The sequence below is a fragment of the Streptococcus pluranimalium genome (assembly GCF_002953735.1).
In the GTDB taxonomy this organism is placed as follows: Bacteria; Bacillota; Bacilli; order Lactobacillales; family Streptococcaceae; genus Streptococcus; species Streptococcus pluranimalium.
Genome location: NZ_CP025536.1, coordinates 1,275,928 through 1,300,427, shown reverse-complemented (window position 1 = coordinate 1,300,427; position 24,500 = coordinate 1,275,928). Strand labels below are relative to the sequence as shown.

The 24,500-nt window shown below is 39.3% G+C and carries 23 protein-coding genes; all 23 read left to right on the top strand.

Annotated features, from left to right (window positions below):
- Positions 1-9 precede the first annotated feature (9 nt).
- Complete coding sequence (locus tag C0J00_RS06645) at positions 10-1,044, top strand: diacylglycerol kinase family lipid kinase (protein WP_104968132.1); 1,035 nt, start codon at positions 10-12, stop codon at positions 1,042-1,044.
- Positions 1,031-3,283 carry a type I pullulanase gene (gene pulA, locus C0J00_RS06640; RefSeq protein ID WP_104968131.1) on the top strand — a complete coding sequence of 751 codons (2,253 nt, stop codon included), beginning with the start codon at positions 1,031-1,033 and terminating at the stop codon, positions 3,281-3,283. Before C0J00_RS06645 ends, pulA begins: the two co-directional genes overlap by 14 nt.
- A gap of 212 nt (positions 3,284-3,495) precedes the next feature.
- Positions 3,496-5,373, top strand: a complete 1,878-nt coding sequence (gene glgB, locus C0J00_RS06635) for a 1,4-alpha-glucan branching protein GlgB (protein ID WP_104968130.1) — start codon at positions 3,496-3,498, stop codon at positions 5,371-5,373.
- A 239-nt stretch (positions 5,374-5,612) separates the two neighbouring features.
- Positions 5,613-6,752, top strand: coding sequence for a glucose-1-phosphate adenylyltransferase (locus C0J00_RS06630; RefSeq protein WP_104968129.1), 1,140 nt, complete (start codon positions 5,613-5,615; stop codon positions 6,750-6,752).
- Entirely contained in the window at positions 6,742-7,875 is a 1,134-nt protein-coding gene (glgD, locus tag C0J00_RS06625; protein ID WP_104968128.1) for a glucose-1-phosphate adenylyltransferase subunit GlgD, read from the top strand. Before C0J00_RS06630 ends, glgD begins: the two co-directional genes overlap by 11 nt.
- Positions 7,872-9,299 carry a glycogen synthase GlgA gene (gene glgA / locus C0J00_RS06620; RefSeq protein ID WP_104968127.1) on the top strand — a complete coding sequence of 476 codons (1,428 nt, stop codon included), beginning with the start codon at positions 7,872-7,874 and terminating at the stop codon, positions 9,297-9,299. The genes glgD and glgA overlap by 4 nt, the downstream gene beginning before the upstream one ends.
- 462 nt (positions 9,300-9,761) lie before the next feature.
- Positions 9,762-9,968, top strand: a complete 207-nt coding sequence (locus C0J00_RS06615; protein WP_170236859.1) for a F0F1 ATP synthase subunit C — start codon at positions 9,762-9,764, stop codon at positions 9,966-9,968.
- Positions 9,969-10,004: 36 nt separating this feature from the next.
- Complete coding sequence (atpB, locus tag C0J00_RS06610; protein ID WP_104968126.1) at positions 10,005-10,721, top strand: F0F1 ATP synthase subunit A; 717 nt, start codon at positions 10,005-10,007, stop codon at positions 10,719-10,721.
- Between the two features lie 16 nt (positions 10,722-10,737).
- Complete coding sequence (gene atpF / locus C0J00_RS06605) at positions 10,738-11,235, top strand: F0F1 ATP synthase subunit B (RefSeq protein ID WP_104968125.1); 498 nt, start codon at positions 10,738-10,740, stop codon at positions 11,233-11,235.
- Complete coding sequence (locus C0J00_RS06600; RefSeq protein WP_104968124.1) at positions 11,235-11,771, top strand: F0F1 ATP synthase subunit delta; 537 nt, start codon at positions 11,235-11,237, stop codon at positions 11,769-11,771. Before atpF ends, C0J00_RS06600 begins: the two co-directional genes overlap by 1 nt.
- 15 nt (positions 11,772-11,786) lie before the next feature.
- Entirely contained in the window at positions 11,787-13,292 is a 1,506-nt protein-coding gene (gene atpA, locus C0J00_RS06595; RefSeq protein ID WP_104968123.1) for a F0F1 ATP synthase subunit alpha, read from the top strand.
- Positions 13,293-13,306: 14 nt separating this feature from the next.
- Positions 13,307-14,182 (top strand): F0F1 ATP synthase subunit gamma, encoded by an 876-nt coding sequence (locus C0J00_RS06590; protein ID WP_104968122.1) that lies wholly within the window; start codon positions 13,307-13,309, stop codon positions 14,180-14,182.
- Between the two features lie 95 nt (positions 14,183-14,277).
- Positions 14,278-15,684 (top strand): F0F1 ATP synthase subunit beta, encoded by a 1,407-nt coding sequence (atpD, locus tag C0J00_RS06585; RefSeq protein ID WP_104968121.1) that lies wholly within the window; start codon positions 14,278-14,280, stop codon positions 15,682-15,684.
- Between the two features lie 12 nt (positions 15,685-15,696).
- The gene (locus C0J00_RS06580) at positions 15,697-16,113 is read left to right on the top strand and encodes a F0F1 ATP synthase subunit epsilon (protein ID WP_104968120.1); all 417 of its coding nucleotides are present in this window, start codon (positions 15,697-15,699) and stop codon (positions 16,111-16,113) included.
- A 298-nt stretch (positions 16,114-16,411) separates the two neighbouring features.
- Positions 16,412-16,648 (top strand): DUF1146 family protein, encoded by a 237-nt coding sequence (locus tag C0J00_RS06575; protein ID WP_104968119.1) that lies wholly within the window; start codon positions 16,412-16,414, stop codon positions 16,646-16,648.
- 41 nt (positions 16,649-16,689) lie between these two features.
- Positions 16,690-17,958, top strand: coding sequence for a UDP-N-acetylglucosamine 1-carboxyvinyltransferase (gene murA, locus C0J00_RS06570; RefSeq protein WP_104968118.1), 1,269 nt, complete (start codon positions 16,690-16,692; stop codon positions 17,956-17,958).
- 1 nt (position 17,959) lies between these two features.
- Complete coding sequence (locus C0J00_RS06565) at positions 17,960-18,148, top strand: DNA-directed RNA polymerase subunit beta (protein WP_104968117.1); 189 nt, start codon at positions 17,960-17,962, stop codon at positions 18,146-18,148.
- Between the two features lie 33 nt (positions 18,149-18,181).
- Positions 18,182-19,063 carry a DNA/RNA non-specific endonuclease gene (locus C0J00_RS06560; protein WP_104968116.1) on the top strand — a complete coding sequence of 294 codons (882 nt, stop codon included), beginning with the start codon at positions 18,182-18,184 and terminating at the stop codon, positions 19,061-19,063.
- A gap of 416 nt (positions 19,064-19,479) precedes the next feature.
- On the top strand, positions 19,480-20,523 hold the full coding sequence (pheS, locus tag C0J00_RS06555) for a phenylalanine--tRNA ligase subunit alpha (protein ID WP_104968115.1): 1,044 nt from the start codon (positions 19,480-19,482) through the stop codon (positions 20,521-20,523).
- Positions 20,524-20,534: 11 nt separating this feature from the next.
- Complete coding sequence (locus tag C0J00_RS06550; protein ID WP_104968114.1) at positions 20,535-21,062, top strand: GNAT family N-acetyltransferase; 528 nt, start codon at positions 20,535-20,537, stop codon at positions 21,060-21,062.
- Positions 21,063-21,253: 191 nt separating this feature from the next.
- Positions 21,254-23,659 carry a phenylalanine--tRNA ligase subunit beta gene (gene pheT / locus C0J00_RS06545; RefSeq protein ID WP_104968113.1) on the top strand — a complete coding sequence of 802 codons (2,406 nt, stop codon included), beginning with the start codon at positions 21,254-21,256 and terminating at the stop codon, positions 23,657-23,659.
- A 55-nt stretch (positions 23,660-23,714) separates the two neighbouring features.
- Complete coding sequence (locus C0J00_RS06540; RefSeq protein WP_104968112.1) at positions 23,715-24,092, top strand: OsmC family protein; 378 nt, start codon at positions 23,715-23,717, stop codon at positions 24,090-24,092.
- Positions 24,082-24,477 carry a DUF1722 domain-containing protein gene (locus tag C0J00_RS06535; protein ID WP_104968111.1) on the top strand — a complete coding sequence of 132 codons (396 nt, stop codon included), beginning with the start codon at positions 24,082-24,084 and terminating at the stop codon, positions 24,475-24,477. The genes C0J00_RS06540 and C0J00_RS06535 overlap by 11 nt, the downstream gene beginning before the upstream one ends.
- Positions 24,478-24,500: the final 23 nt, after the last annotated feature.

Here is a 24,500-nt window from a genome sequence, read left to right as displayed (position 1 = left end):
GGAGAACGTATGACAAAACAAAAAAGAGCGCGTTTGATTTATAACCCAACTTCAGGTCAAGAAATCATGAAAAAAAACGTGGCTAAAGTGTTAGATATTTTAGAAGGTTATGGCTATGAAACCTCTGCTTTTAGAACAACTGCAAAGCCCAATTCAGCTCGGGATGAGGCTTACCGTGCAGCTAAAGCAGGGTTTGATTTGGTGATTGCAGCAGGTGGTGATGGCACTATCAATGAAGTTGTTTCTGGTATCGCTCCCCTTGAAAAGCGTCCCAAAATGGCTATTATTCCGACAGGAACAACTAATGATTTTGCTAGAGCTTTAAAAATCCCTCGTAGTAATCCTGTAAAAGCAGCAGAATTAATCGGTAAAAATCAAACCCTAAAAATGGATATTGGACTAGCTGAGACAGATAAGTATTTCATTAATATTGCAGCAGCTGGAACTTTGACAGAACTAACTTATAGTGTACCGAGCCAATTAAAAACGATTTTTGGTTATTTAGCTTACTTAGCCAAGGGAGTTGAGCTCCTACCACGTGTTCGTAATAGTCAGGTGAAAATCATACATGACCATGGTGTTTTTGAAGGCCAAGCTTCTATGATTTTTGCAGCCATCACTAACTCAGTTGGCGGATTTGAAACGATCGCACCTGATGCAAAATTAGATGATGGAAAATTCACACTCATCGTTGTAAAAACAGCTAACTTATTTGAAATCATTCATCTCATTCGTCTAGTTTTACAAGGTGGTAAACATATTGACCACCCTCTAATCGAGTATATAAAAACAAACGAATTAACCATAGAGCCACAAAGTCACCAGCGGATGATGATTAATCTGGATGGAGAATATGGTGGCGATGCTCCAATAAAACTTAAAAATTTAAAGAACCATATTACCTTCTTTGCCAATACGGATGAAATTTCTGATGATGCGATGATGCTTAATACAGAAGATTTGGCTATGGAAGCTATTGCACAGAAATTTACGCATGAAGTGGAAGATTTTGAGGAGCAAGAAGGTATCGATGAACATTTGTAAAACGAAAAATACAGTGATTGTTCATTATCATCGCCGCCAAGGGAATTATTTTGACCTGAGCTTGTGGCGATGGCTTGATAATGAATGGGGCCGAGAGGCTCAGTTTTTACGGTATGATAGTTTTGGGGCTGTTGCCATTTTAGAATTTGATGCACTGCCTCATCAGCATCATGTTTATGTCATGGCCAAAAATCAAAACTGGACTTATAAAAGCTTAGAATATTGCATTAATAAGCTAGCGGGTGCTAGTAAGACTGAAGTTTGGATTGTTGATGGTGATGAGACGCTCTATTACTCAAGGCAAGCTGCAGTAGCCAGCAAATATTACGCTAGACGAAAAATACGTGGCTTTGATATGGCAATAAACGCCAAGGCTTTCGATAAAGAGTGGGGCTTTGATGGTTGGCTTGGTGCTAAATATAGTAAAGGAGCTACAAGCTTTAGGCTTTGGGCACCTACTGCTGAAAAAGTTGAACTTGTTTTGTATCATTCTACTTCGGAAACAGCCAGTGTGGATCAGGTTATGATGATGCACCGTGGAACGGGTCGAGATTTAGAAAATCATCAAGAAAATACGCAAGGTGTTTGGCAGCTGACAGTGACTGATGATTTAAACTATAGGGCTTACGTTTACCGTGTTTATCATCGCAGAAGAACTTTCTCGGATACCAGAGATCCTTATTCGACAGCTACAACAGCTAATGGTTGTAGATCTATTATCATTGATCCTGAGCTGATGTCGCCAGAAGGATTTAGTGTTAAACATGGGCAAGAGGCTCATTGGCGAATAGAGAATCCGAACCAAGCTGTTATTACTGAAATGCATATTCGTGATTTTACAAAATCACCTTCTTCTGGAGTACGAGAAGAGCATCGGGGGAAATATTTAGGAGCCATTGAAAAAGGGACCACTAATCGCTTTGGTGACAAGACAGGTTTTGACTATCTTAAGGAGTTGGGGACATCTTATATTCAACTGCAACCTATTTTTGATCATCATCAAACCTTCGATGATAATGGTGATTATGCTTACAATTGGGGTTATGACCCTGAAAATTATAATGTCCCAGAAGCTAGTTTCTCTAGCAACCCTCATGAACCTTTATCACGTATTCATGAGTTAAAACAACTGATCCAGACCTATCATGATGCAGGGATTGGTGTGATTATGGATGTAGTCTATAACCATACCTTCTCTAATGTTGACTCTGCCTTTCAGCTAACTGTACCAGATTACTATTACCGAATGAATCCTGATGGTACTTTCCAGAACGGAACGGGTGTTGGTAACGAAACGGCTAGTGAAAAAGAGATGTTCCGAAAATATATGTTGGATTCTATTCGTTACTGGATTGAAGCCTATAATATTGACGGTTTCCGTTTTGATCTGATGGGAATTCATGATGTTGAGACAATGACAATGATTCGAGAGATGATTGATACTATCGATCCTAGAATCCTTGTATATGGTGAAGGCTGGGATATGGGGCAAGGTCTCATGCCTGAAGATAAGGCCATAAAGGCTAATGCATCAAAAATGCCAGGAATTGGATTTTTTAATGATAATCAACGCGATGCCATTAAAGGAGCTGAAGTTTATGGTGAACTGACGCATGGCTTTGTATCTGGAGCAGCGACAGAAGACATAGTGGCTAAAGCTATTTTAGGCAGTGATGAGTTAGTGGATTACATCGCTCCAAATCAAGTTTTAAACTATGTAGAAGCTCATGATAATTACAATCTAAATGATCTTTTATGGATCTTGCATCCAGCGGATGATCAAAGCGTACATATCAAACGCGTTCAACTAGCAACGGCGATCAACCTCTTATCCCAAGGTATGTGCTTTATGCAGATTGGTCAAGAGTTTTTAAGAACGAAGTTGGTTAGAACTGGTGCAGAAGGAGAACTCACTCCTCAGGATTTACAACATGCTATGAATTCTTACAATGCCCCTGATTTTGTTAATCAGATTGATTGGGAGTTAGTGACTTATCACAAGGAGACTGTTAACTTTGTTCGGCAGTTAATTTTTTTGAAAACAAGGGATAAAGCATTTTCTTGGACAAATTTCAGCGACATTAGGCGTCATATCTATATTGAGACAGCTCTTCCAGCGTCTGGCTATATTAGTTATACAATGGCTGGGAATCAAAATTACCGAATCATTCTCAATACTAATGAAAAAAATTTGAATATTTCAATAACAAAAGACCAAAAGTATGATATACTAATTTAAACTATAAAACAGTCATGATATCGCTATCATATATTTGTTTTGTTGGATCTTTGACAGACACTAATACCCCTATATTAGCATAGGGGTATTTTTGTTTTTTTAAGATAGTTATTTTCTTGGTGAGTTCTTAGGTAGACTGACAATCATATATTTTTTAGCAAAAAATGACAGATAATTCAGAATTTTAGTTTTTTATAAGAGAGGGAGGTGCTATGGATAGAGATGGGCATCTTTATACCTTGGGTATAGGAGAAAATTATCATTTACAAGATTTTTTAGGTGCGCATGAGGCTCTTGAAGAAGCTCAAACGGGCTATTATTTTAGGGTTTGGGCACCAAATGCTGAAAATGTCAAGATTATTGGTGATTTTACAGGTTGGTATGATTTTCCGTTACCGTTAAAACGTCATGAATCAGGAGTTTGGGAGGGACATAGCCCATATGCTCAGGCAGGTCAGATTTACAAGGTTTTAGTCCAAAGGCAAGGAGGACAGGTTCTTGAAAAGATTGACCCTTTTGCTCGCTATCTTGAAAATCGCCCCAGTACAGGAGCTATTTTACAAAAAGCGGTGACTAGGAAGTGGAAAGATGGCTTGTGGATGGGACGCCGAAAACGTTTTGGCTTCCAAGAAAGACCGGTCAATATATATGAAGTACATGCTGGTTCTTGGAAGACGGATGAGTCTGGGAATCCTTATACGTTTGAACGACTGCGAGAAGAACTCATTCCCTACCTGGTCGAGATGAATTATACGCATGTTGAATTTCTCCCTTTAATGGCACATCCTTTGGGGATGAGTTGGGGCTATCAGCTGATGGGATACTTCGCTTTTGAGCATTCTTACGGCACCCCTGAAGCCTTCAAAGATTTTGTAGAAGCCTGTCACCTACACAATATAGGTGTCATTGTCGATTGGGTACCAGGTCATTTTACGCAGAATGATGATGCCTTGGCATACTATGACGGCACACCAACTTTTGAATACCAAGATCCAGATCGAGCACGAAATGTTGGTTGGGGGGCACTTAACTTTGATCTCGGTAAAAATCAAGTTCAATCCTTCTTGATTTCTTCCATTCTCTATTGGATTGAAGCTTTCCATATTGATGGTATTAGGGTTGATGCTGTGACCAATATGCTCTATCGAGATTTTGATCAAGGACCATGGACACCTAACAAATATGGTGATAATCGTAATCTTGAAGGAATTGCCTTTCTGAAAAAAATGACTCAAGTAGTGAAAAGTTATCATCCTAATGTCATGTTGATTGCTGAGGAATCTTCTTCGACCATTCCCATCACTAAGCCTGTTGATGAGGGAGGTCTCGGTTTTGACTATAAGTGGAATATGGGATGGATGAATGATATCCTCAGATTCTATGAAGAGGACCCTATTCATCGTAAAAATGATTTTGACTTAGTCACTTTCAGTTTTATGTATTGCTTTAAGGAAAATTACATTCTACCATTCTCACATGATGAAGTGGTTCATGGCAAGAAAAGCATGATGCACAAGATGTGGGGGGACCGCTATAACCAATTTGCTGGACTCCGTAATCTTTATGCTTATCAGATTTTCCATCCTGGTAAAAAATTACTTTTCATGGGTTCAGAATTTGGCCAATTTTTAGAATGGAAGTCACATGAGCAACTCGAATGGCAAAATCTTGAAGATCCCCTCAACCAAAAAATGCAATTTTTCACCAGTCAACTCAATCGTTTTTATAAAGACCACAAGGCGCTTTGGCAGATTGATGATTCCTACGATGGGATAGATATTATTGATGCTGATAACAAAGAAGAAACGGTTTTGACCTTTGCAAGACAAAGTAAAAAAGGTGAACTCCTCCTTGGGATTTTCAATATGACCCCAGTTGAAAGGCGAAATTATACGGTTGGTGTCCCACTTGCAGGTATCTACGAAGAAGTCATTAATACAGAACTTGAGATTTATGGAGGAACTTGGACTAAAGGAAATTCACCTCAAAAAATAGTAAAAACTAAGTGGAAGGATTATGACCAAACGATCAGTTTCACCTTACCGGCCCTAGGTGCTAGTATCTGGAAAGTCAAAAGGCGCTTAAAGTAGTTTAGGTTCTATAGTAACAGGTAAAGTTTAATGTTAGCTCATTCATCGTTAGATGGTTTTGAAATACAACAGTATTTCAAAAACTGTTGCCTTGTTTGTTTGATTGACCTATATCAGAATTTATCTGAACCTTTTCCCATTTTGTATACAGATTCTTAGAAAATGCTAGGCTGATCACAAGACTAGGCTTAACAAAGCGTCATAGTTGCTAGTTGTTTTAGATAAAAGAAGGAATGATTATGAAAAATGAAATGTTAGCTCTCATCTTAGCTGGTGGACAAGGAACACGGCTAGGGAAATTGACACAAAATATTGCCAAACCGGCAGTTCAATTTGGTGGACGATATCGCATTATTGATTTCGCCTTATCAAACTGCACCAATTCAGGTATTCAGAAGGTTGGTGTCATTACCCAGTATCAACCCTTAGGCCTGAACCAACACATTGGAAATGGCTCATCATGGGGCTTAGATGGTATTAATGCTGGTGCAACCATTCTGCAACCTTACTCAGCGACAGAAGGTAACCGTTGGTTCCAAGGAACCAGTCATGCTATTTATCAAAATATTGAGTATATTGATAGCATCAACCCTGAATATGTCTTGATTCTATCTGGTGACCATATTTACAAGATGGATTATGATGATATGCTTCAAACGCATAAGGACAATCAAGCCAGTCTGACCGTTGCTGTTATTGATGTACCACTCAAAGAAGCTAGTCGATTTGGGATTATGAATACTGATTCAAATGACCGAATTGTTGAATTTGAAGAAAAACCAGAATACCCCAAATCAACAAAAGCATCAATGGGGATCTATATCTTCAACTGGGCAGCTCTTCGTGAGATGTTAGTCAATGGAGAGAAAAATGGTGTTGACATGTCTGACTTTGGACAAAATGTCATCCCAGCCTATCTTGAATCAGGTGAACGTGTCTATACATATAATTTTAAAGGCTATTGGAAAGATGTAGGAACCATTGAGTCACTCTGGGAAGCCAATATGGAGTACATTCCAGTCGATAATGAGCTGGATAGCCGTGACCGTTCATGGAAAATTTATTCTAAAAACGAAATTGCACCACCAAACTTTATTTCTGAAAAAGCGGAAGTTAAGGATTCATTGGTTGTTGATGGTTGCTTTGTTGATGGTAAAGTAACGCATTCTATCTTATCAACTAATGTACAAGTACGAGAAGGAGCTCATGTTCAAGATAGTTTTATCATGAGTGGTGTTAAAATCGGTAAAGGAGCTGTGATTAAACGTGCTATTATCGGTGAAGGGGCAACGATTGCAGACGGAGCTGTGATTGATGGTACAGAAGATGTTCAAGTCGTAGGATACAATGAAGTAGTGGGGTTAGCAAATGAAGATTGATAAATACACAGCCATTTTAGGAAATGCCGTTGGTTACCACGATATGGAAAGTTTAACGGATAATCGACCACTTGCCAATTTGCCATTTGATGGAAAATACCGCTTGATTGACTTCCAACTCTCAAGTCTAGCCAATGCAGGTATTCGAAGTGTTTATGGGATTTTCCGCGGTCAAAATATTCGCTCTGTTTTTGACCATATCCGAAGTGGTCGTGAGTGGGGCTTGAATACCTTAACTAGCCATTATTTTCTTGGTTTTTACAATACAGACGAAGAGACAACCATGACAGATGATGATTATTATAGTCAGATTTTGACCTACCTTAAGCGTTCAGGCTCTGATCAAACGGTTTACATGTCTTGTGATATCCTCTCAAATATTAATCTCGAACAAGTCATTCATCTTCATAATGCTAATCAGCGAAATATTACAGTAGTGTATAAGCGACTTCCTAAAGATGCCATTTCATCAGCTAATGAAGTACTAGACATTGATGAACAAGATAAGGTGATAGGCAAACAATCACTAGAAGACGCTATTGAGCCAGTTCCCATGTCAGCAGATATTTATGTGGTCAACACGTCGTGGCTGATTGACAGATTAGAAGAAGAAGCTCAAAAAGAAGAACCTCGTAAAATTCGTTTTCTTCTCCGTGAACTCATCGTTACGGAACAGGCATTAGCCTTTGAATATACGGGATACTTGGCTAATATCACCTCTGTAAAATCGTACTACGATGCCAATATGGACATGTTGGATCCGCAAAAATTCTATTCTCTTCTTTATTCAAACCAAAAGGTTTATACAAAAGTTAAAAACGAAGAATCAACTTATTTTGACCAAGCATCGGAAGTTAACAATTCTCAATTTGCTTCAGGATCAGAAGTCTATGGACAGGTTAATCATTCCATCGTTTCAAGGTCATGCCACATAGCTAAAGGCAGTCAAATTAAGCATGCTCTTATTTTCCCTAAAGTAAGGATTGAAGAAGGTGCAGTGGTTGAGTATGCCATTATCGATAAAAATGTCATTGTGCCAGCTGGCGTAACGCTAAAAGGAACAGCTGAAAAACCATTAGTTATCGGGAAAGGACAAGTTATTACAGGAGATATTGTGCAATGAAACTCTTATTTGTAGCAGCAGAAGGCGCGCCATTTTCTAAAACGGGAGGCCTTGGAGATGTGATTGGTGCTCTTCCAAAATCTCTGGTTAAACATGGTCATGAAGTTGCTGTTGTTTTACCTTATTATGATAGTGTGGCAGCAAAATTCGGAGACCAAGTAGAGGATTGCTTTGATTATACGGTCAATGTTGGTTGGCGTCGTCAGTATGCGGGTGTGAAATATATACAACGTGATGGTGTTCATTTCTTCTTTATTGACAATCAATATTATTTCTTCCGTGGCTCAGTTTATGGCTTTTGGGACGATGGGGAGCGCTTTGCTTTCTTCCAATTAGCGGCCTTAGAATTAATGGAAAAAATCAATTTTATCCCTGATGTTCTCCATGTCCATGACTATCATACAGCCATGATGCCCTATCTCTTAAAAGAGAAATATCACTGGATTCAAGCCTATCAAAGTATCAAAACGGTCTTTACCATTCATAACATCGAATTTCAAGGACAATATGGTCCAGAAATGCTTGGGGACCTTTTTGGAGTGGGTAGCGAGCGCTATGAAGACGGTACCTTGCGCTGGAATGATTGTCTTAACTGGATGAAGGGAGCTGTTTTATATGCTGATCGCGTGACCACAGTGTCACCATCCTATGCTGAAGAAATTCAAACGCCTGAATTTGGGAAAGGCCTGGATCAAGTCATGCGGATGGAATCAGGGAAACTATCAGGTATTGTCAATGGGATTGATACTGATTTATTAAATCCAGAGACTGATTCACTAATCCCATACCATTTTTCCAAGGATGATTTAATTGGAAAAGCTAAGAATAAAGCTGCTTTGCAAGAACGTCTGGGTCTCCCTGTTAGACCTGAAGTACCATTGATTGGAATCGTTTCTCGATTGACAGATCAAAAAGGATTCGACCTAGTGGTTAATGAACTAGAGCATATTTTGCAACTTGATTTGCAAATTGTTCTTTTGGGAACAGGCTACTCGGATTATGAAAATACCTTTTCGTGGTTTGCTAGTCAATACCCAGACAAGTTGTCTGCAAATATCATGTTTGATTTAGGACTGGCCCAAGAGATTTATGCCGCATCAGATCTCTTTTTGATGCCATCAGCATTTGAACCATGTGGCTTATCTCAAATGATGGCTATGCGATACGGTTCCTTACCAATTGTTAGTCAAGTAGGTGGTTTGAAAGATACAGTAGAATCCTATAATGAGTATACTGGTCAGGGCACAGGGTTTGGTTTTGCAGAGTTTTCAGGCTTCTGGTTAACCAAAACGATTGAACGAGCTTTGAACGTTTACCAAGACGACAAAACAGCTTGGTCAAAACTGCAACAAGAAGCAATGACACGGGATTTTTCATGGGATACAGCAAGTAAATCTTACGAGGAACTCTATCAACATCTCTAGATAGTCAGTTTAGAGAGCCATTCTCCTCTTAAAAGCAGATAGTGAAGTTATCAAAATGCTATAATGGAAATCCTAATTGGTGAAAAGATTAGTAAAATTCTATAAATTTGATGATATAACGAAAAACTGGAATCAAAAAGTTCCAGTTTTTCTTATATTTTAATGTCCTCTTAAAATAATTAACATCTAATAACTCTTCAAATCACCTTAGATACTTATAGGACAATCACAAAGTGTCAAGAAACTTATTTGTGTCATTTAGAAGATAGAGTGTTATCTTCTTATTTTGATAGGGTTTTAGAAGTCTTTATTAAATAGGAAGAAAATTCTTTTATTAGTCAAACAATGGTCAGACTTGGTTTAAGATTCCATTTAGAAAGCGCTAACGAAAACTGGTTTTCATTGACATCACTATAAAATAGGACTAAAATAGCAGGGTAAAAAATTTTAAAGGAGAATTCTATTATGAATTTACAAATTTTGGCACTGGGTATCGCAGTTTTGGGTGTAAGTATCGGTGAGGGTATCCTCGTTGCCAATATCGCAAAATCTGCAGCACGTCAACCTGAAATGTTTAGTAAATTGCAAACATTGATGTTTACAGGGGTAGCCTTTATTGAAGGTACTTTCTTCGTCCTTTTCGCATTCACTTTCTTTGTCGGAAAATAATCGATTAAGAGTAAACTGTAAAAAGGAGGGATAATAGTGGGAGAAACACAAAATCCAACAGCAAGCTTTTTGGGCCTTGATTTTGATTTAACGATTCTTGCCATGACTCTCTTGACGGTTTTAATTGTCTTTCTTTTCGTCTTTTGGGCTAGTCGTCACATGACGATGAAACCTAAAGGTAAGCAGAATGTGCTTGAGTGGCTCTATGAGTTTGTTCAGAATTTGATTCGACCAAATGTAGGTGTTTATACAAAAAATTATACTTTTTTGGCTTTTACCCTCTTTCTCTTTGTTTTAGTTGCTAACAATATTGGTTTGGTAACTAAATTAGAGACAGAAGAATTAAATTTCTGGACCTCTCCAACCTCAAACTTTATGGTGGACTTCACCTTGTCACTCATTGTTGCAGCAATTGTTCATTTTGAAGGTGTCCGTAAAAATGGCCTAGGTGGCTATTTGAAGGGTTATCTTACTCCAACACCTGCCATGTTACCAATGAATATTTTAGAAGAACTTACTAATGTGGCTTCATTAGCCCTTCGTTTGTATGGTAACATTTTTGCTGGTGAGGTTGTTATGACTTTGCTCTTACAATTTGCAAACCTTAGTATCTTTGTAGCACCAGTTGCCTTTGTCCTCAACTTAGCTTGGACTGGATTTTCAATCTTTATTTCATCAATTCAAGCCTACGTGTTTGTATTGCTTTCAACGAAATACATTGGTAACAAGCTAGATACACAAGTCGAAGAATAAGAAAGGATAGGTAGACATGTCTACATTAATTAATAGTACAAGTCTCGGTAATTTTATTATCGTGACTGGGTCATTTATACTCTTGATTGTTCTGATTAAGGTATTTGCTTGGGAACAATTGACAAGTATTTTTGACGAACGCGAGAAAAAAATCGCGGCTGATATTGATGGTGCAGAAGCAGCCCGTGAGCAGGCTGAGCGTTTGGCTCAACAACGTCAGGAAGAACTGGCTGGAGCTCGCACAGAAGCTACTGAAATTATTGAAACCGCAAAAGAGACTGGTAAAAAACAAGAAGCGCAAATCGTCGCTGAAGCCCGCGAAACAGCAGGGCGTCTTAAAGATAAGGCAGAGGCTGATATTGCTCAAAGCAAAGCGGAAGCTTTCGCTGGTGTTAAAGACGATGTCGCTGATTTGACAGTTTTATTGGCTGAGAAAATCATGACTAAAGAACTGGATAAAGAAGCACAAAGCAAACTGATTGACAACTACCTTGATCAATTAGGAGATGCGTAATGGATAAAAAAACATTAACTTTAGTTGAAAATTACTCAAAAAGCTTGGTTGATGTTGCGGTAGAACATCATCTCATTCCTGAAGTTAGACAAGATTTGACAGCTCTTTTGGAAATCTTTCAAGCAACCGATTTGGCTACGACACTTTCTCATGAAGGTCTTAGCCAAACAGAAAAAGCGGCTCTCGTTAGTCAACTTCAAGCAGGTAGTCATGTCTTTGTTAATAACTTCTTGGAAGTGATCAAACAAAATGAACGTGAATCACTTTTAGAAACAATCTTGTCATCTGCCTTGGAAAAACTATCGCTGATTTCCAATGAGTTTCCATTAGAAATTCAGGTTTCAGAAAGTCTTTCAGATGCTCAAAAAGATCGATTGAAAGCTGCAGCTGAGAAGAAATTCGATATTTCAGTTGGTCAAGTCGATGAAGTGATCAATCCAGAGTTGATTGGTGGCTTTATTTTGAAAGCTAATAACAAGATTATTGATACAAGTATCAAATCGCAACTTCAGCAATTAAAAATGAATTTGAAATAGAAAGTGGTGTGACATTTGGCAATTAATGCACAAGAAATTAGCGCTTTAATTAAAAAGCAAATTGAAAACTTCCAGCCAAATTTTGACGTCACAGAAACTGGTAGCGTTACTTATGTTGGTGACGGTATCGCGCGTGCTCGTGGATTGGATAATGCCATGAGTGGTGAACTTCTCGAATTTTCTAACGGTGCCTTCGGTATGGCTCAGAATTTGGAGTCAAACGACATCGGTATCATCGTTCTTGGTGATTTCAGTACTATTCGTGAAGGTGACGTGGTTAAACGTACAGGAAAAATCATGGAAGTTCCTGTGGGTGAAGAATTAATCGGTCGTGTTGTCAATCCTTTAGGGATTCCAGTGGATGGACTTGGGGACATCAAAACAAGTAAAACACGCCCTGTAGAAGAAGCAGCACCTGGTGTTATGGATCGTAAATCGGTTTCTGAGCCTCTTCAAACAGGTCTTAAGGCTATTGATGCCCTTGTTCCAATTGGTCGTGGACAACGTGAATTGATTATTGGCGATCGTCAGACAGGTAAGACATCTGTTGCTATCGATGCTATCTTGAACCAAAAGGGTCAAGACATGATTTGTATCTATGTAGCAATCGGTCAGAAAGAATCAACTGTTCGTACACAAGTAGAAACACTTCGTCGTTATGGTGCGCTTGATTACACTATCGTTGTAACAGCCTCTGCATCACGGCCATCACCATTACTTTATATTGCTCCTTATGCGGGTGTTGCAATGGCTGAGGAGTTCATGTACAACGGCAAACACGTTCTTATTGTTTATGATGATTTATCTAAACAAGCGGTGGCCTACCGAGAACTTTCCCTTCTTCTTCGCCGTCCACCAGGTCGTGAAGCCTATCCAGGGGATGTTTTCTACCTGCATTCACGTCTCCTTGAGCGTTCAGCCAAAGTTTCTGATGCTCTAGGTGGAGGATCAATTACTGCCCTTCCGTTTATTGAAACACAAGCTGGAGATATCTCAGCTTATATCGCGACAAACGTTATTTCAATCACTGACGGACAGATCTTCTTGCAAGAAAACCTCTTTAACTCAGGTATTCGTCCTGCTATTGATGCCGGTTCATCAGTATCACGTGTGGGTGGGTCTGCGCAAATTAAGGCGATGAAGAAAGTTGCCGGTACTCTACGTTTGGACCTAGCTTCTTATCGTGAACTTGAAGCCTTTACTCAATTTGGATCTGACTTGGACGCAGCAACGCAAGCTAAGTTGAATCGTGGACGTCGTACAGTTGAAGTCTTGAAACAACCACTTCACAAACCACTTCCAGTTGAAAAACAAGTCTTGATTCTTTACGCCTTGACGCATGGCTTCTTGGACAGTGTTCCAGTTGAAGATATCTTGAGTTTTGAGGAGTCTATGTATTCCTACTTTGACGCTCATCATGAAGAAATCTTTGAAACGATTCGAAATACTAAGGATCTACCTGAAGAATCAGTGTTAGATGCTGCTATTCAAGAGTTTAAAGATCAGTCATCATTTAACTAAGAGGAGGAAGCATTATGGCAGGTTCTCTTAGCGAAATCAAAGGAAAAATAGCTTCTACGAAAAAGACTAGTCAAATAACAGGAGCCATGCAAATGGTTTCTGCTGCGAAATTGACCAAGTCTGAACAAGCAGCTAAAGATTTCCAAGTTTATGCTAGTAAGGTACGTCAAATCACAACGGACTTGATGAAAGCTGAATTGTTATCAGGATCGTCAAATCCAATGTTGATTTCTCGTCCTGTTAAAAAAACTGGTTATATTGTGATTACTTCAGATAAAGGATTAGTAGGTGGTTACAACTCTACTATCTTAAAATCAATGATGGACACTATTGGTGAGTATCATCCTGAAGGTAATGACTTTGAAATCATTGCTATCGGAGGGATGGGGGCAGACTTTTTCAAGGCAAGAGGAATTGATGTTGCCTTTGAATTACGTGGATTAGAAGATCAACCAAGCTTCGAAGAAGTAGCTCGTATCATTTCAAAATCAGTTGAAATGTACAAGAATGAGCTCTTTGATGAACTTTACGTCTGCTATAATCACCATGTGAACAGTCTGACCAGTCAAGTACGTATGCAACAAATGCTACCAATCACTGAGCTAGATGTTAATCAAGCTAGTGAAGGGGGAGCATCGTTTGAATTGGAACCAAATCGCGAAGCTATCTTAGAACAACTACTGCCTCAATACACTGAAAGTTTGATTTATGGAGCTATTGTTGATGCTAAGACGGCTGAACATGCAGCAGGTATGAGTGCTATGCAAACAGCGACGGATAATGCTAAAAATGTTATCAATGATTTGACAATCCAGTATAACCGTGCTCGTCAGGCAGAAATCACACAAGAAATTACAGAAATTGTAGCGGGGGCTAGCGCCCTTGAGTAGTGTTTGATTGACATGACTCAAAAGATAGAGGGACAGTTGTGTATGACTGTTGCTCAAAATAGGAGTAATCCTAAAAATCTAAAAAGGAGAAATACATGAGCTCAGGCAAAATTGCTCAGGTTATCGGACCGGTCGTTGACGTTGCGTTTAACACGAATGAACCGCTTCCTGAGATAAATAATGCACTTGTTGTTTACAAAGACAGTGAGAAAAAACAAAAAATCGTTCTTGAAGTAGCTCTTGAACTTGGTGAAGGCCTCGTTCGTACCATTGCTATGGAATCAACTGATGGTTTGACACGTGGTCTAGAAGTTCTTGATACAGGCCGTGCAATCAGTGTACCAGTTGGTAAAGAAACGCTTGGACGCGTCTTCAACGTTCTTGGTGATGCTATCGATCTTGAAGAACCATTTGGAGAAGATGCGGAACGTCATCCCATTCATAAGAGTGCCCCAACTTTTGATGAATTATCAACGTCAACAGAAATCCTTGAAACAGGTATTAAAGTTATCGACCTACTTGCCCCTTACTTAAAAGGAGGGAAGGTTGGACTTTTCGGTGGTGCCGGGGTTGGTAAGACCGTTCTTATCCAAGAATTGATTCATAACATTGCTCAAGAGCATGGTGGTATTTCAGTATTTACCGGAGTTGGTGAACGTACACGTGAAGGTAATGACCTCTATTGGGAAATGAAAGAATCAGGTGTTATTGAAAAAACAGCCATGGTATTTGGTCAGATGAATGAGCCACCTGGTGCACGTATGCGTGTAGCCCTTACTGGTTTGACAATCGCTGAATATTTCCGTGATGTTGAAGGTCAAGACGTGCTTCTCTTTATTGATAATATTTTCCGTTTCACACAAGCAGGTTCTGAAGTTTCAGCTCTTCTTGGACGTATGCCATCAGCCGTTGGTTATCAACCAACCTTGGCAACTGAAATGGGTCAATTGCAAGAACGTATCACGTCAACTAAAAAAGGTTCTGTTACCTCAATCCAAGCGATTTATGTACCAGCCGATGACTATACAGACCCAGCTCCAGCAACAGCTTTTGCCCACTTGGATTCAACGACTAACTTGGAACGTAAATTGACACAAATGGGGATTTATCCAGCTGTTGACCCTCTTGCTTCAAGTTCACGTGCCCTTTCTCCAGAGATTGTTGGTGACGAACACTATGCAGTAGCGACAGAAGTACAACGCGTCCTTCAGCGTTACCGTGAGTTGCAAGACATCATTGCTATCCTTGGTATGGATGAATTGTCAGAAGATGAGAAGACACTTGTTGGTCGTGCTCGTCGTATCCAATTCTTCCTTTCACAAAACTTTAATGTTGCTGAACAGTTTACAGGTCTTCCAGGGTCTTACGTCCCAGTTGCAGAAACTGTTCGTGGCTTTAAAGAAATTCTTGAAGGTAAATACGATCATCTTCCAGAAGATGCTTTCCGATCAGTTGGTCCAATTGAGGATGTTGTTGAAAAAGCTAAAAAAATGGGCTACTAGTGAGGTGATCTCATGACAGAAATGAAAGTCCAAGTGGTAACCCCAGACGGTATCAAATATGATCATCGTGCATCAATGATTATTGTCGGAACCCCTGATGGTGAAATGGGGATTATGCCTGGCCACGTCAATGTAATTGCACCTTTAACTGTTCATGAAATGAAGGTTTATCGTGCAGATCAAGAAAAAACAATTAACTGGGTAGCTGTTAATGGTGGTATTATTGAAGTTAAACAAAATCATATTACAATCATTGCAGACTCTGCAGAACGAAAACGTGATATTGACATAGAACGTGCAAAACGAGCCAAGGCTCGTGCTGAACGTGAACTAGAAGAAGCACAAGCTCAGCATAGCGCAGACCAAGTACGTCGTGCACAAGTTGCTTTACAACGCGCTATTAATCGTATCAACGTTGGGAATAAATAAAAAGGTCCAGTGGACCTTTTTATGTTGTCTCTTGAAAACAGGAATGAGACAAAGGTCCAGTTGTACTAACTCAAAGAAGTTGGACAAATAATGACGACAAGAACTAGTTTTGTAGTGCACATGGTTAAGTCTTTTCAACATTTGTTTTATGTGTTTATGATAACTCACAATGATGTAACGAAGTATTTTCGAACACTAATCCATTCTTTTCTAGCAAATACCAAACTAGCACTATTTAGTGAAACTGTGTAAAGCTTTTCTTATTTGGTAATTAATAAAAAACTGGTATAATGGTCATATGCAAGTTGTAATGGAGACTCTGGCTTTATTTAGCCATTTGATTTTTATAGGTATTTTTTTTCATCTCTTAACACATTTGGTTGATTGGTCTAAAATTCTAAAAATCAATCAAGACAATACGCCTCAAGTGAGACTGTTTGTTGTTTTATTGAGCGTCGTTTTGGGCTATTTAGCCAGTCGGTTTGTCTTAGAGATTATAAGTTTAAGTCAATCTTTTGCAACGCTTTTAAATTAAAAATTAGTATTAATAACTGTTAACAATACTGTGGAGTAAACATGGATAAAATTATTATCGAAGGCGGACAAACCCGTCTTCAAGGTGATGTCACAATCGAAGGTGCTAAAAATGCTGTCCTTCCGCTTTTAGCTGCAACTATTTTACCGACTGAAGGGAAGACAACCTTAACAAATGTTCCAATCCTTTCAGATGTGTTCACAATGAACAATGTTGTTAGAGGCCTCGATATTGCAGTGGATTTCGATGAGGAAAATAATACTGTCATCGTTGATGCACAAGGTGATATTCTGGATGAAGCACCCTATGATTATGTTAGTCAAATGCGTGCGTCCATCGTGGTTTTGGGACCAATTCTTGCACGTAGCGGTCATGCAAAAGTATCGATGCCTGGTGGTTGTACGATTGGAAGTCGCCCAATTGACCTTCATTTAAAAGGGTTAGAGGCTATGGGGGCTACAATCACACAAACAGCTGGTGATATCACTGCAACAGGTAAACTTCATGGCGCTCGTATCTATATGGATTTTCCGTCTGTTGGAGCAACTCAGAACTTGATGATGGCTGCAACCCTAGCTGAAGGGACAACGGTGATTGAGAATGCTGCGCGTGAGCCAGAAATTGTCGATTTAGCTCAGCTTTTGGATAAAATGGGAGCTAAGATCAAAGGTGCTGGTACAGAAGTCTTAACGATCACAGGTGTTGAGAAACTTCATGGTGCTGAACATCAAGTTGTTCAGGACCGTATCGAGGCAGGTACTTTTATGGTTGCTGCAGCCATGACGTCAGGTGATGTCTTGGTTAAAGATGCTGTTTGGGAACACAACCGTCCACTCTTAGCTAAGCTAATGGAGATGGGTGTTGAAGTGACTGAAGAAGCAGCTGGTATCCGTATTAAATCAGATGTCTCTAAGTTAAAACCTGTGACGGTAAAAACATTACCACATCCAGGTTTTCCTACAGACATGCAAGCTCAATTCACCGCTCTTATGGCAACTGTTAAGGGTGAGTCTACGATGATTGAGACGGTTTTTGAAAATCGTTTCCAACATTTAGAAGAAATGCGTCGTATGGGACTTCATACGGAAATTCTTCGTGATACAGCTTTGATTCACGGTGGCGGATCTCTTCAAGGAGCACCAGTAATGTCAACTGACCTACGTGCCAGTGCAGCTCTTATTTTAACTGGTATGGTTGCCCAAGGAACAACAACAGTCGGAAAATTAACTCATCTAGATCGTGGCTATTATCAATTCCACACTAAATTGGCTAAGCTAGGTGCTAACATTCGTCGTATTTCAGAGGATTAAGATGAAAGAACGTATTTTATATGTTTTGAGACAGTATTTGTTTATCATTGTTGTGGCAGCCCTATGTATACTATTTTTAGCCTTAGGGCTTATCATTGGTTATGGTATCATTGGCGATGGTAAGGATGCTTTCTCAATTCTCTCATTGGATAAATGGCAAGAATTGATTGCTAAATTTAAGATAAAGTAGGCTTGTCCTACTTTTTTCATGAAATGGAGTTTTATGGTTAAACCTTATGATGTAAAAAAATCATCTAAATCGAAGTTTTCTGTTCTAGTAGTCATTATAACCTTAATCTTAGGTCTTGTTGCAGGGACAGATCAGCTGTCAGATGATAACCCTCTGAAACAGCTAGCTCAAGTTGTGACGAATGGTTCAAATCAGGAAAAAGTAAATTCTAACGGCTCAAGTGCAAATGAATCGACACCAAACCAAGACTTAGCACAATCTGTTTTGACGTCATCTGTTAGAAAATCTTTAGGAGATGATATCAAATGGAATGGTGCAGGTGCCTTTGTGATTAATAACAATATAACAAATCTTGATGCCAGTGTGTCCAGCATGCCTTATGTGGATAATAAAATAAAGCGGGTCCAAGGAAAGCTTGTCCCGTCAGTAGCAAATGCTATGCTGTCTAAACAAAGTCGACAATATCGTAACCGTGAATTAACGGGGAATGGGTCAACGTCATGGAAGCCGGCAGGCTGGCATCAGGTTCATGATTTACCAGGTGAATACGATCATGCTATTGATCGAGGTCACTTAATTGGTTACGCCATTGCGGGTAATATTGATGGTTTTGACCCTTCTGCAAGTAACCCTCAAAATATCGCTGTTCAGACAGCTTGGTCTAACCAAGCTAGAGATCATGATTCAACGGGTCAAAACTATTATGAGACACAAATTCGTCGTGCTTTAGATAATAATAAACGTGTTCGTTATCGTGTGACTCTTGTTTATGAAGGCGATAATATCATTGCTTCTGGCTCGCATCTTGAAGCCAAATCAAGTGATGGTAGTTTGGAATTTAATGTTTTTGTACCAAATGTTCAACCTGGTATTACGCTTAACTATGCTAATGGGCAGGTGACAGTTAATCACTAAATGAGTTGGCACTTGTTTAGTTGTCAGTTTTTTGATAAACTATTAGTAATTGAATAGATGTCTATGAGACTAGTAATCTTAGGAACTTGCCAGGGAATGAAGAGCGTGACTGGAACTCTTCTCAAGTGAAATAAGATGAATTCACTCATATTAAAGACAGTCGAATTAAGGTCTACTTTGCTAGATAAAAATCGGATGGTACCGCGTGTCAACGCTCCGTTTCAGGAGTTTTGGCACCTTTTTTTATCCTCAACGATTGCCTTAAAGATTCAGAAGAACGACATAATTATTGATGAAAGGAAGGTTTGGTTACAGTCACTATTTGACTGCAATTAAACGGGGCTAACTGTTAGCATGAAACCGTAACAAGATCGGTTGATTATTTTGCTAGCGGACAGCTCAATGTATCTTAACTTATGGATTTACAAGCTAAATTAGAAGAGTTAAAAAACTCCACACAGGCTAAATTAAAAGAATTGAATGGCGATCATTCAAAAGAATTACAAGACTTGCGCGTCCAAATTCTTGGGAAAAAGGGTTCGTTAACGGAGCTCTTAAAAGGCCTCAAGGATTTATCAAATGACTTAAAACCTGTTGTTGGTAAACAGGTCAATGAAGTTCGAGACGTTTTGACAAAAGCCTTTGAAGAGCAAGAAGCAGTTGTTCAAGCTGCTAAAATTAAGGCTCAGCTTGAGTCAGAAAGTCTTGATGTGACCCTTCCTGGTCGTCAAATGACTTTGGGGAATCGTCATGTTCTGACACAGACTAGTGAAGAAATCGAAGATATTTTTATAGGTATGGGCTATCAAGTGGTGGATGGCTACGAAGTTGAAAAAGATTATTACAACTTTGAGCGTATGAATTTACCAAAAGACCATCCTGCGCGTGACATGCAAGATACTTTCTATATCACAGAAGACATTTTGTTGCGTACGCACACTAGTCCAGTCCAAGCACGTACAATGGATGCGCATGATTTCAGTCAAGGTCCACTTAAAATGATTTCACCAGGACGTGTTTTCCGTCGTGATACTGATGATGCGACTCATTCACATCAATTCCATCAAATTGAAGGACTTGTTGTCGGAGAAAATATCTCTATGGCTGATCTTAAAGGAACGCTTGAGTTAATCAGTCAAAAAATGTTTGGTGCAGACCGTAAGATTCGCCTTCGTCCGTCCTATTTCCCATTCACAGAACCATCTGTAGAGGTTGATGTTTCGTGTTTCAAGTGTAGTGGGAAAGGCTGTAACGTTTGTAAGAAAACAGGCTGGATTGAAATTCTTGGTGCGGGTATGGTTCATCCAAGTGTCCTTGAAATGTCTGGTGTTGACTCAGAGAAGTATTCTGGCTTTGCCTTTGGTTTAGGTCAAGAACGTGTTGCCATGCTTCGCTATGGTATCAATGATATCCGTGGTTTCTACCAAGGAGATGCTCGCTTCTCAGCTCAATTCAAGTAGGAGGTTGTAAAATGGTTAAGATGATTGGCATTCGGCCTGTGCGCGAGGATGAGCTGTCTCTTCTAAAATCTATAGCAGAGCAGACGTTCACTGAGACTTTTGGACATGATAACACACCTGAGCAACTGCAATCTTTTTTTGACACAGATTATGCTCTAGAAACTTTGCAGGCTGAGCTAAAGCACCCGGATACTGAAATTAATTTTATTCTCCTAAACAATCAAGTGGTCGGTTACCTTAAACTTAATTGGGGAGAAGCTCAGACAGAATTTGAACTAGATAATGCGTTGGAAATCCAACGAATCTATATCTTAAAAGCCTATCAAGGAGAGGGATTAGGTAAGTTTGCTTTTGAGTATGCGTTGGAAGTAGCTGAATCAGGACCCTTTGATTGGGCCTGGTTAGGTGTTTGGGAACACAATATTAAAGCTCAAACATTTTATAGTCACTACGGTTTTGAAAAATTTGCAGAGCATGAGTTTGTCGTTTCTGAAGATAAGGTTGATACAGACTGGTTATTAAGAAAACGCTTGAGCTGAGCCTCAAAAAAGAAGATAAAAATTGAGACATATAGCTTTTAAGTGGGCAATTCTTAATAGCAAAAATTATCCTATAAAAATTTAAGTGAAAGGAAATAAATCAAGTTCAAATATTGAGTAACAATAACAAAGAAGAATAGTTATTAACTTTTTATGGTTACTTTTCCATTTGACTTGGTATTTTATTGATTATGTTAGTTTCTTACAAATGGCTTAAGGAGTTGGTGGACATCGATGTCTCATCTGCTGAATTGGCTGAAAGAATGTCTACAACAGGAATTGAAGTGGAAGGTGTAGAAGTTCCTGCTGAAGGCTTATCAAAATTAGTAGTGGGTCATGTTATCTCATGTGAAGGTGTTCCAGAAACTCACTTGCACCTCTGTCAAGTGGATACAGGGGATGAAGAGCCTCGTCAAATCGTTTGTGGTGCTCCAAATGTGACAGCAGGAATCAAGGTTATTGTAGCCATTCCAGGAGCACGCATTGCTGATAACTATAAGATTAAAAAAGGTAAAATCCGTGGTATGGAATCTCTTGGGATGATTTGTTCGCTTCAAGAATTAGGATTGCCAGAATCTATTATTCCAAAAGAATTTTCAGATGGTATCCAAATTTTACCTGAAAATGCTGTTCCAGGTGATAGTATTTTCCCATACCTTGATTTGGACGATGAAATCATCGAACTGTCAATCACACCTAACCGTGCGGATGCCCTTTCTATGCGTGGTGTTGCTCATGAAGTAGCTGCTATTTATGGAAAAGAGGTGCATTTCCCAGAAAAATCTGTCACTGAGGTCGCTAAATCAGCTAAAGAAGTCATTGATGTTGCTATTGAATCCGACAAGGTCATGACTTATGCTAGTCGTGTGGTTGAAAATGTGACAGTGGCACCAAGCCCACAGTGGTTACAAAACCTTCTCATGAACGCTGGCATTCGTCCGATTAATAATGTCGTTGATGTGACTAACTATATCTTACTCTACTTTGGACAGCCTATGCATGCCTTTGACCTAGCTAAATTCCAAGGGAACAAAATTGTAGCTCGTGATGCCCGTGATGGGGAATCCTTAGTCACTCTTGATGGCGAAGAGCGTGAATTGACTGATGATGATATTGTTATCACAGTAGCGGATAAACCTGTCGCTCTAGCTGGCGTTATGGGCGGTAAGGATACTGAGATTGATAATTCTTCTAAGACCGTTGTTCTTGAAGCAGCTGTTTTCGATGGTAAGTCAATCCGTAAAACATCAAGTCGCTTGAACCTTCGCTCTGAAAGTTCATCTCGTTTTGAAAAAGGGATTAACTTCGATACCGTTACAGAAGCACTTGATTTTGCAGCTGCAATGCTTGAAGAATTAGCTGGAGGAGAAGTTTTATCAGGTCGTGTGCAAGCAGGTGCTCTGCCTATTGAACCTGTTGAAGTATCAACAACCTTAGACTATGTCAATGTTCGTTTAGGGACAGAGTTGACTTATTCAGATATCGAAGACGTCTTTGCGAAACTTGGCTTCGGATTATCAGGTTCAGCTGACAGATTCACGGTAGCCGTTCCTCGTCGTCGTTGGGATATTAGCATCCAAGCTGACTTGGTTGAGGAAATCGCTCGTATTTATGGCTATGATAAATTACCAACGACTCTTCCAGAAGCAGCAGGAACAGCTGGTGCCTTGACAACGACTCAGAAATTACGTCGTAAAGTCAAGGCTTTGGCTGAAGGAGCAGGCTTAACAGAAGTTATTTCTTACGCTTTAACAACTCCTGAAAAAGCGACAGCCTTCAATGTGGCACCTAGTCATCTGACAGAGCTCATGTGGCCAATGACTGTTGATCGTTCCGCTCTTCGTCAAAACATGACATCAGGTATCTTGGATATCGTGGCTTATAACGTCGCTCGTAAGAACAAAAACCTTGCCCTCTATGAAATTGGTAAGGTCTTTGAACAAACTGGCAATCCAAAAGAAGATTTACCAAATGAAATCAATACCTTTGGGATGACCTTATCAGGTCTAGTAGCTGAAAAAGATTTTCAAACAACAGCAGTTCCAGTTGATTTCTTCTATGCCAAGGGTATTGTGGAGATGATCTTTGCTCAGCTTAATTTGGATGTGACTTATATCGCTGAAAAAGATATGGCAAATATGCATCCAGGTCGTACAGCATCGATTATCTTAAATGGCGCTAAAGTTGGTTTTGTGGGACAAGTTCATCCACAAACGGCTAAAGATTTTGATATTCCAGAAACTTATGTGGCAGAGCTCAATCTCTCAGCTATTGAAGTAGCTTTGACAAATGATTTAATTTTTTCTGATATTACCAAATACCCTGCTGTATCTCGTGATGTTGCCTTGCTATTGAATCAAGAAGCAAGTCATCAAGAAATTGTGGATGCGATTGAAAATGCAGGTGTCAAACGCCTAACAGCTATCAAACTCTTTGATGTTTATGCTGGTAATAATATTGAATCAGGTAAGAAATCCATGGCTTACAGCCTAACCTTCCAAAATCCAAACGATAATTTAACGGATGAAGAAGTAGCTAAGTATATGGAAAAAATCACAAAATCACTAGCTGAGAAGCTTGGTGCAGAAATTCGATAAACCTTAGCTCAAGTCTCAGACTTGGGCTTTTAAGGCATTAGAAATGAGGTTGACAATGTATCAAACAAAAATAAAAGGAGATAAGCTTTATCATTCAGTATCAGAAGGCTATGGGAAATCCGTAGAACTCTTTGGTTTTCCTAAAGATGGGGAGACGCCTATGAGTTTGGTTAATATCGCTTTGGCTTCATGCGTCACCATGTGTATTCAAGGTTATTTTGCTCGTTTTCATCAAGAAACAGTTGTAGCTAGTGTAGTCGATTCAACATATGATGAGGGACATTTTAAACTCCTTGTAGGAATTGCTCATGTCCTAGATGATACGATGATAGAAGAGATTTTGGCTTATGTAGATGAGCAGTGCCGTGTTAAGAAAATGCTTCGGGATGATCTTACTTATGAGATTAGCTTGGGTGAAAATAATGACTTCTAAACCAGGGAATTCTTTGTTAGAGGCTCAAAAAGAATGGGCTTATCAAAAATATTGGGTCATGGCGCATTCGCAACAACATTATAATGCTTTGCGTCAACTTTTCAAGGGCAATGAATGGTCAGAAGAGAAATATGAGTTGTTTAAACAGTTGATATTAGAAGCGCAAGCCATTTCTCCAAGTGAAAAAACTTTAAGAGTAGCTTATCAACATATCTGGGGTTACTTCAAAAAGCAGGCTACTAGTGATGAATTGGCAATCTATAAGAGTCTTGAAGCAAGCCTTGCTAACAGTTCTTTAGAGATGTTGATTTTTCTTAAGCGATTATCAGAAAAGTATCAAGTGACCTACCTACTGGCATCACGTATCATTCAAAAGGGGCTATAAAAAATAGAACTTCCAACGAAGTT

Bases quoted from the DNA above. Each gene is read 5' to 3' on its own strand.
- C0J00_RS06575 (WP_104968119.1), top strand. From the start codon at position 16,412: ATGCAAGTTGTAATGGAGACTCTGGCTTTATTTAGCCATTTGATTTTT.
- C0J00_RS06600 (WP_104968124.1), top strand. From the start codon at position 11,235: ATGGATAAAAAAACATTAACTTTAGTTGAAAATTACTCAAAAAGCTTG.
- atpF (WP_104968125.1), top strand. From the start codon at position 10,738: ATGTCTACATTAATTAATAGTACAAGTCTCGGTAATTTTATTATCGTG.
- pheT (WP_104968113.1), top strand. From the start codon at position 21,254: ATGTTAGTTTCTTACAAATGGCTTAAGGAGTTGGTGGACATCGATGTC.
- C0J00_RS06580 (WP_104968120.1), top strand. From the start codon at position 15,697: ATGACAGAAATGAAAGTCCAAGTGGTAACCCCAGACGGTATCAAATAT.
- C0J00_RS06540 (WP_104968112.1), top strand. From the start codon at position 23,715: ATGTATCAAACAAAAATAAAAGGAGATAAGCTTTATCATTCAGTATCA.
- C0J00_RS06645 (WP_104968132.1), top strand. From the start codon at position 10: ATGACAAAACAAAAAAGAGCGCGTTTGATTTATAACCCAACTTCAGGT.
- glgD (WP_104968128.1), top strand. From the start codon at position 6,742: ATGAAGATTGATAAATACACAGCCATTTTAGGAAATGCCGTTGGTTAC.
- C0J00_RS06535 (WP_104968111.1), top strand. From the start codon at position 24,082: ATGACTTCTAAACCAGGGAATTCTTTGTTAGAGGCTCAAAAAGAATGG.
- C0J00_RS06550 (WP_104968114.1), top strand. From the start codon at position 20,535: ATGGTTAAGATGATTGGCATTCGGCCTGTGCGCGAGGATGAGCTGTCT.
- glgA (WP_104968127.1), top strand. From the start codon at position 7,872: ATGAAACTCTTATTTGTAGCAGCAGAAGGCGCGCCATTTTCTAAAACG.
- atpD (WP_104968121.1), top strand. From the start codon at position 14,278: ATGAGCTCAGGCAAAATTGCTCAGGTTATCGGACCGGTCGTTGACGTT.
- pheS (WP_104968115.1), top strand. From the start codon at position 19,480: ATGGATTTACAAGCTAAATTAGAAGAGTTAAAAAACTCCACACAGGCT.
- glgB (WP_104968130.1), top strand. From the start codon at position 3,496: ATGGATAGAGATGGGCATCTTTATACCTTGGGTATAGGAGAAAATTAT.
- C0J00_RS06630 (WP_104968129.1), top strand. From the start codon at position 5,613: ATGAAAAATGAAATGTTAGCTCTCATCTTAGCTGGTGGACAAGGAACA.
- C0J00_RS06590 (WP_104968122.1), top strand. From the start codon at position 13,307: ATGGCAGGTTCTCTTAGCGAAATCAAAGGAAAAATAGCTTCTACGAAA.
- pulA (WP_104968131.1), top strand. From the start codon at position 1,031: ATGAACATTTGTAAAACGAAAAATACAGTGATTGTTCATTATCATCGC.
- C0J00_RS06560 (WP_104968116.1), top strand. From the start codon at position 18,182: ATGGTTAAACCTTATGATGTAAAAAAATCATCTAAATCGAAGTTTTCT.
- C0J00_RS06565 (WP_104968117.1), top strand. From the start codon at position 17,960: ATGAAAGAACGTATTTTATATGTTTTGAGACAGTATTTGTTTATCATT.
- murA (WP_104968118.1), top strand. From the start codon at position 16,690: ATGGATAAAATTATTATCGAAGGCGGACAAACCCGTCTTCAAGGTGAT.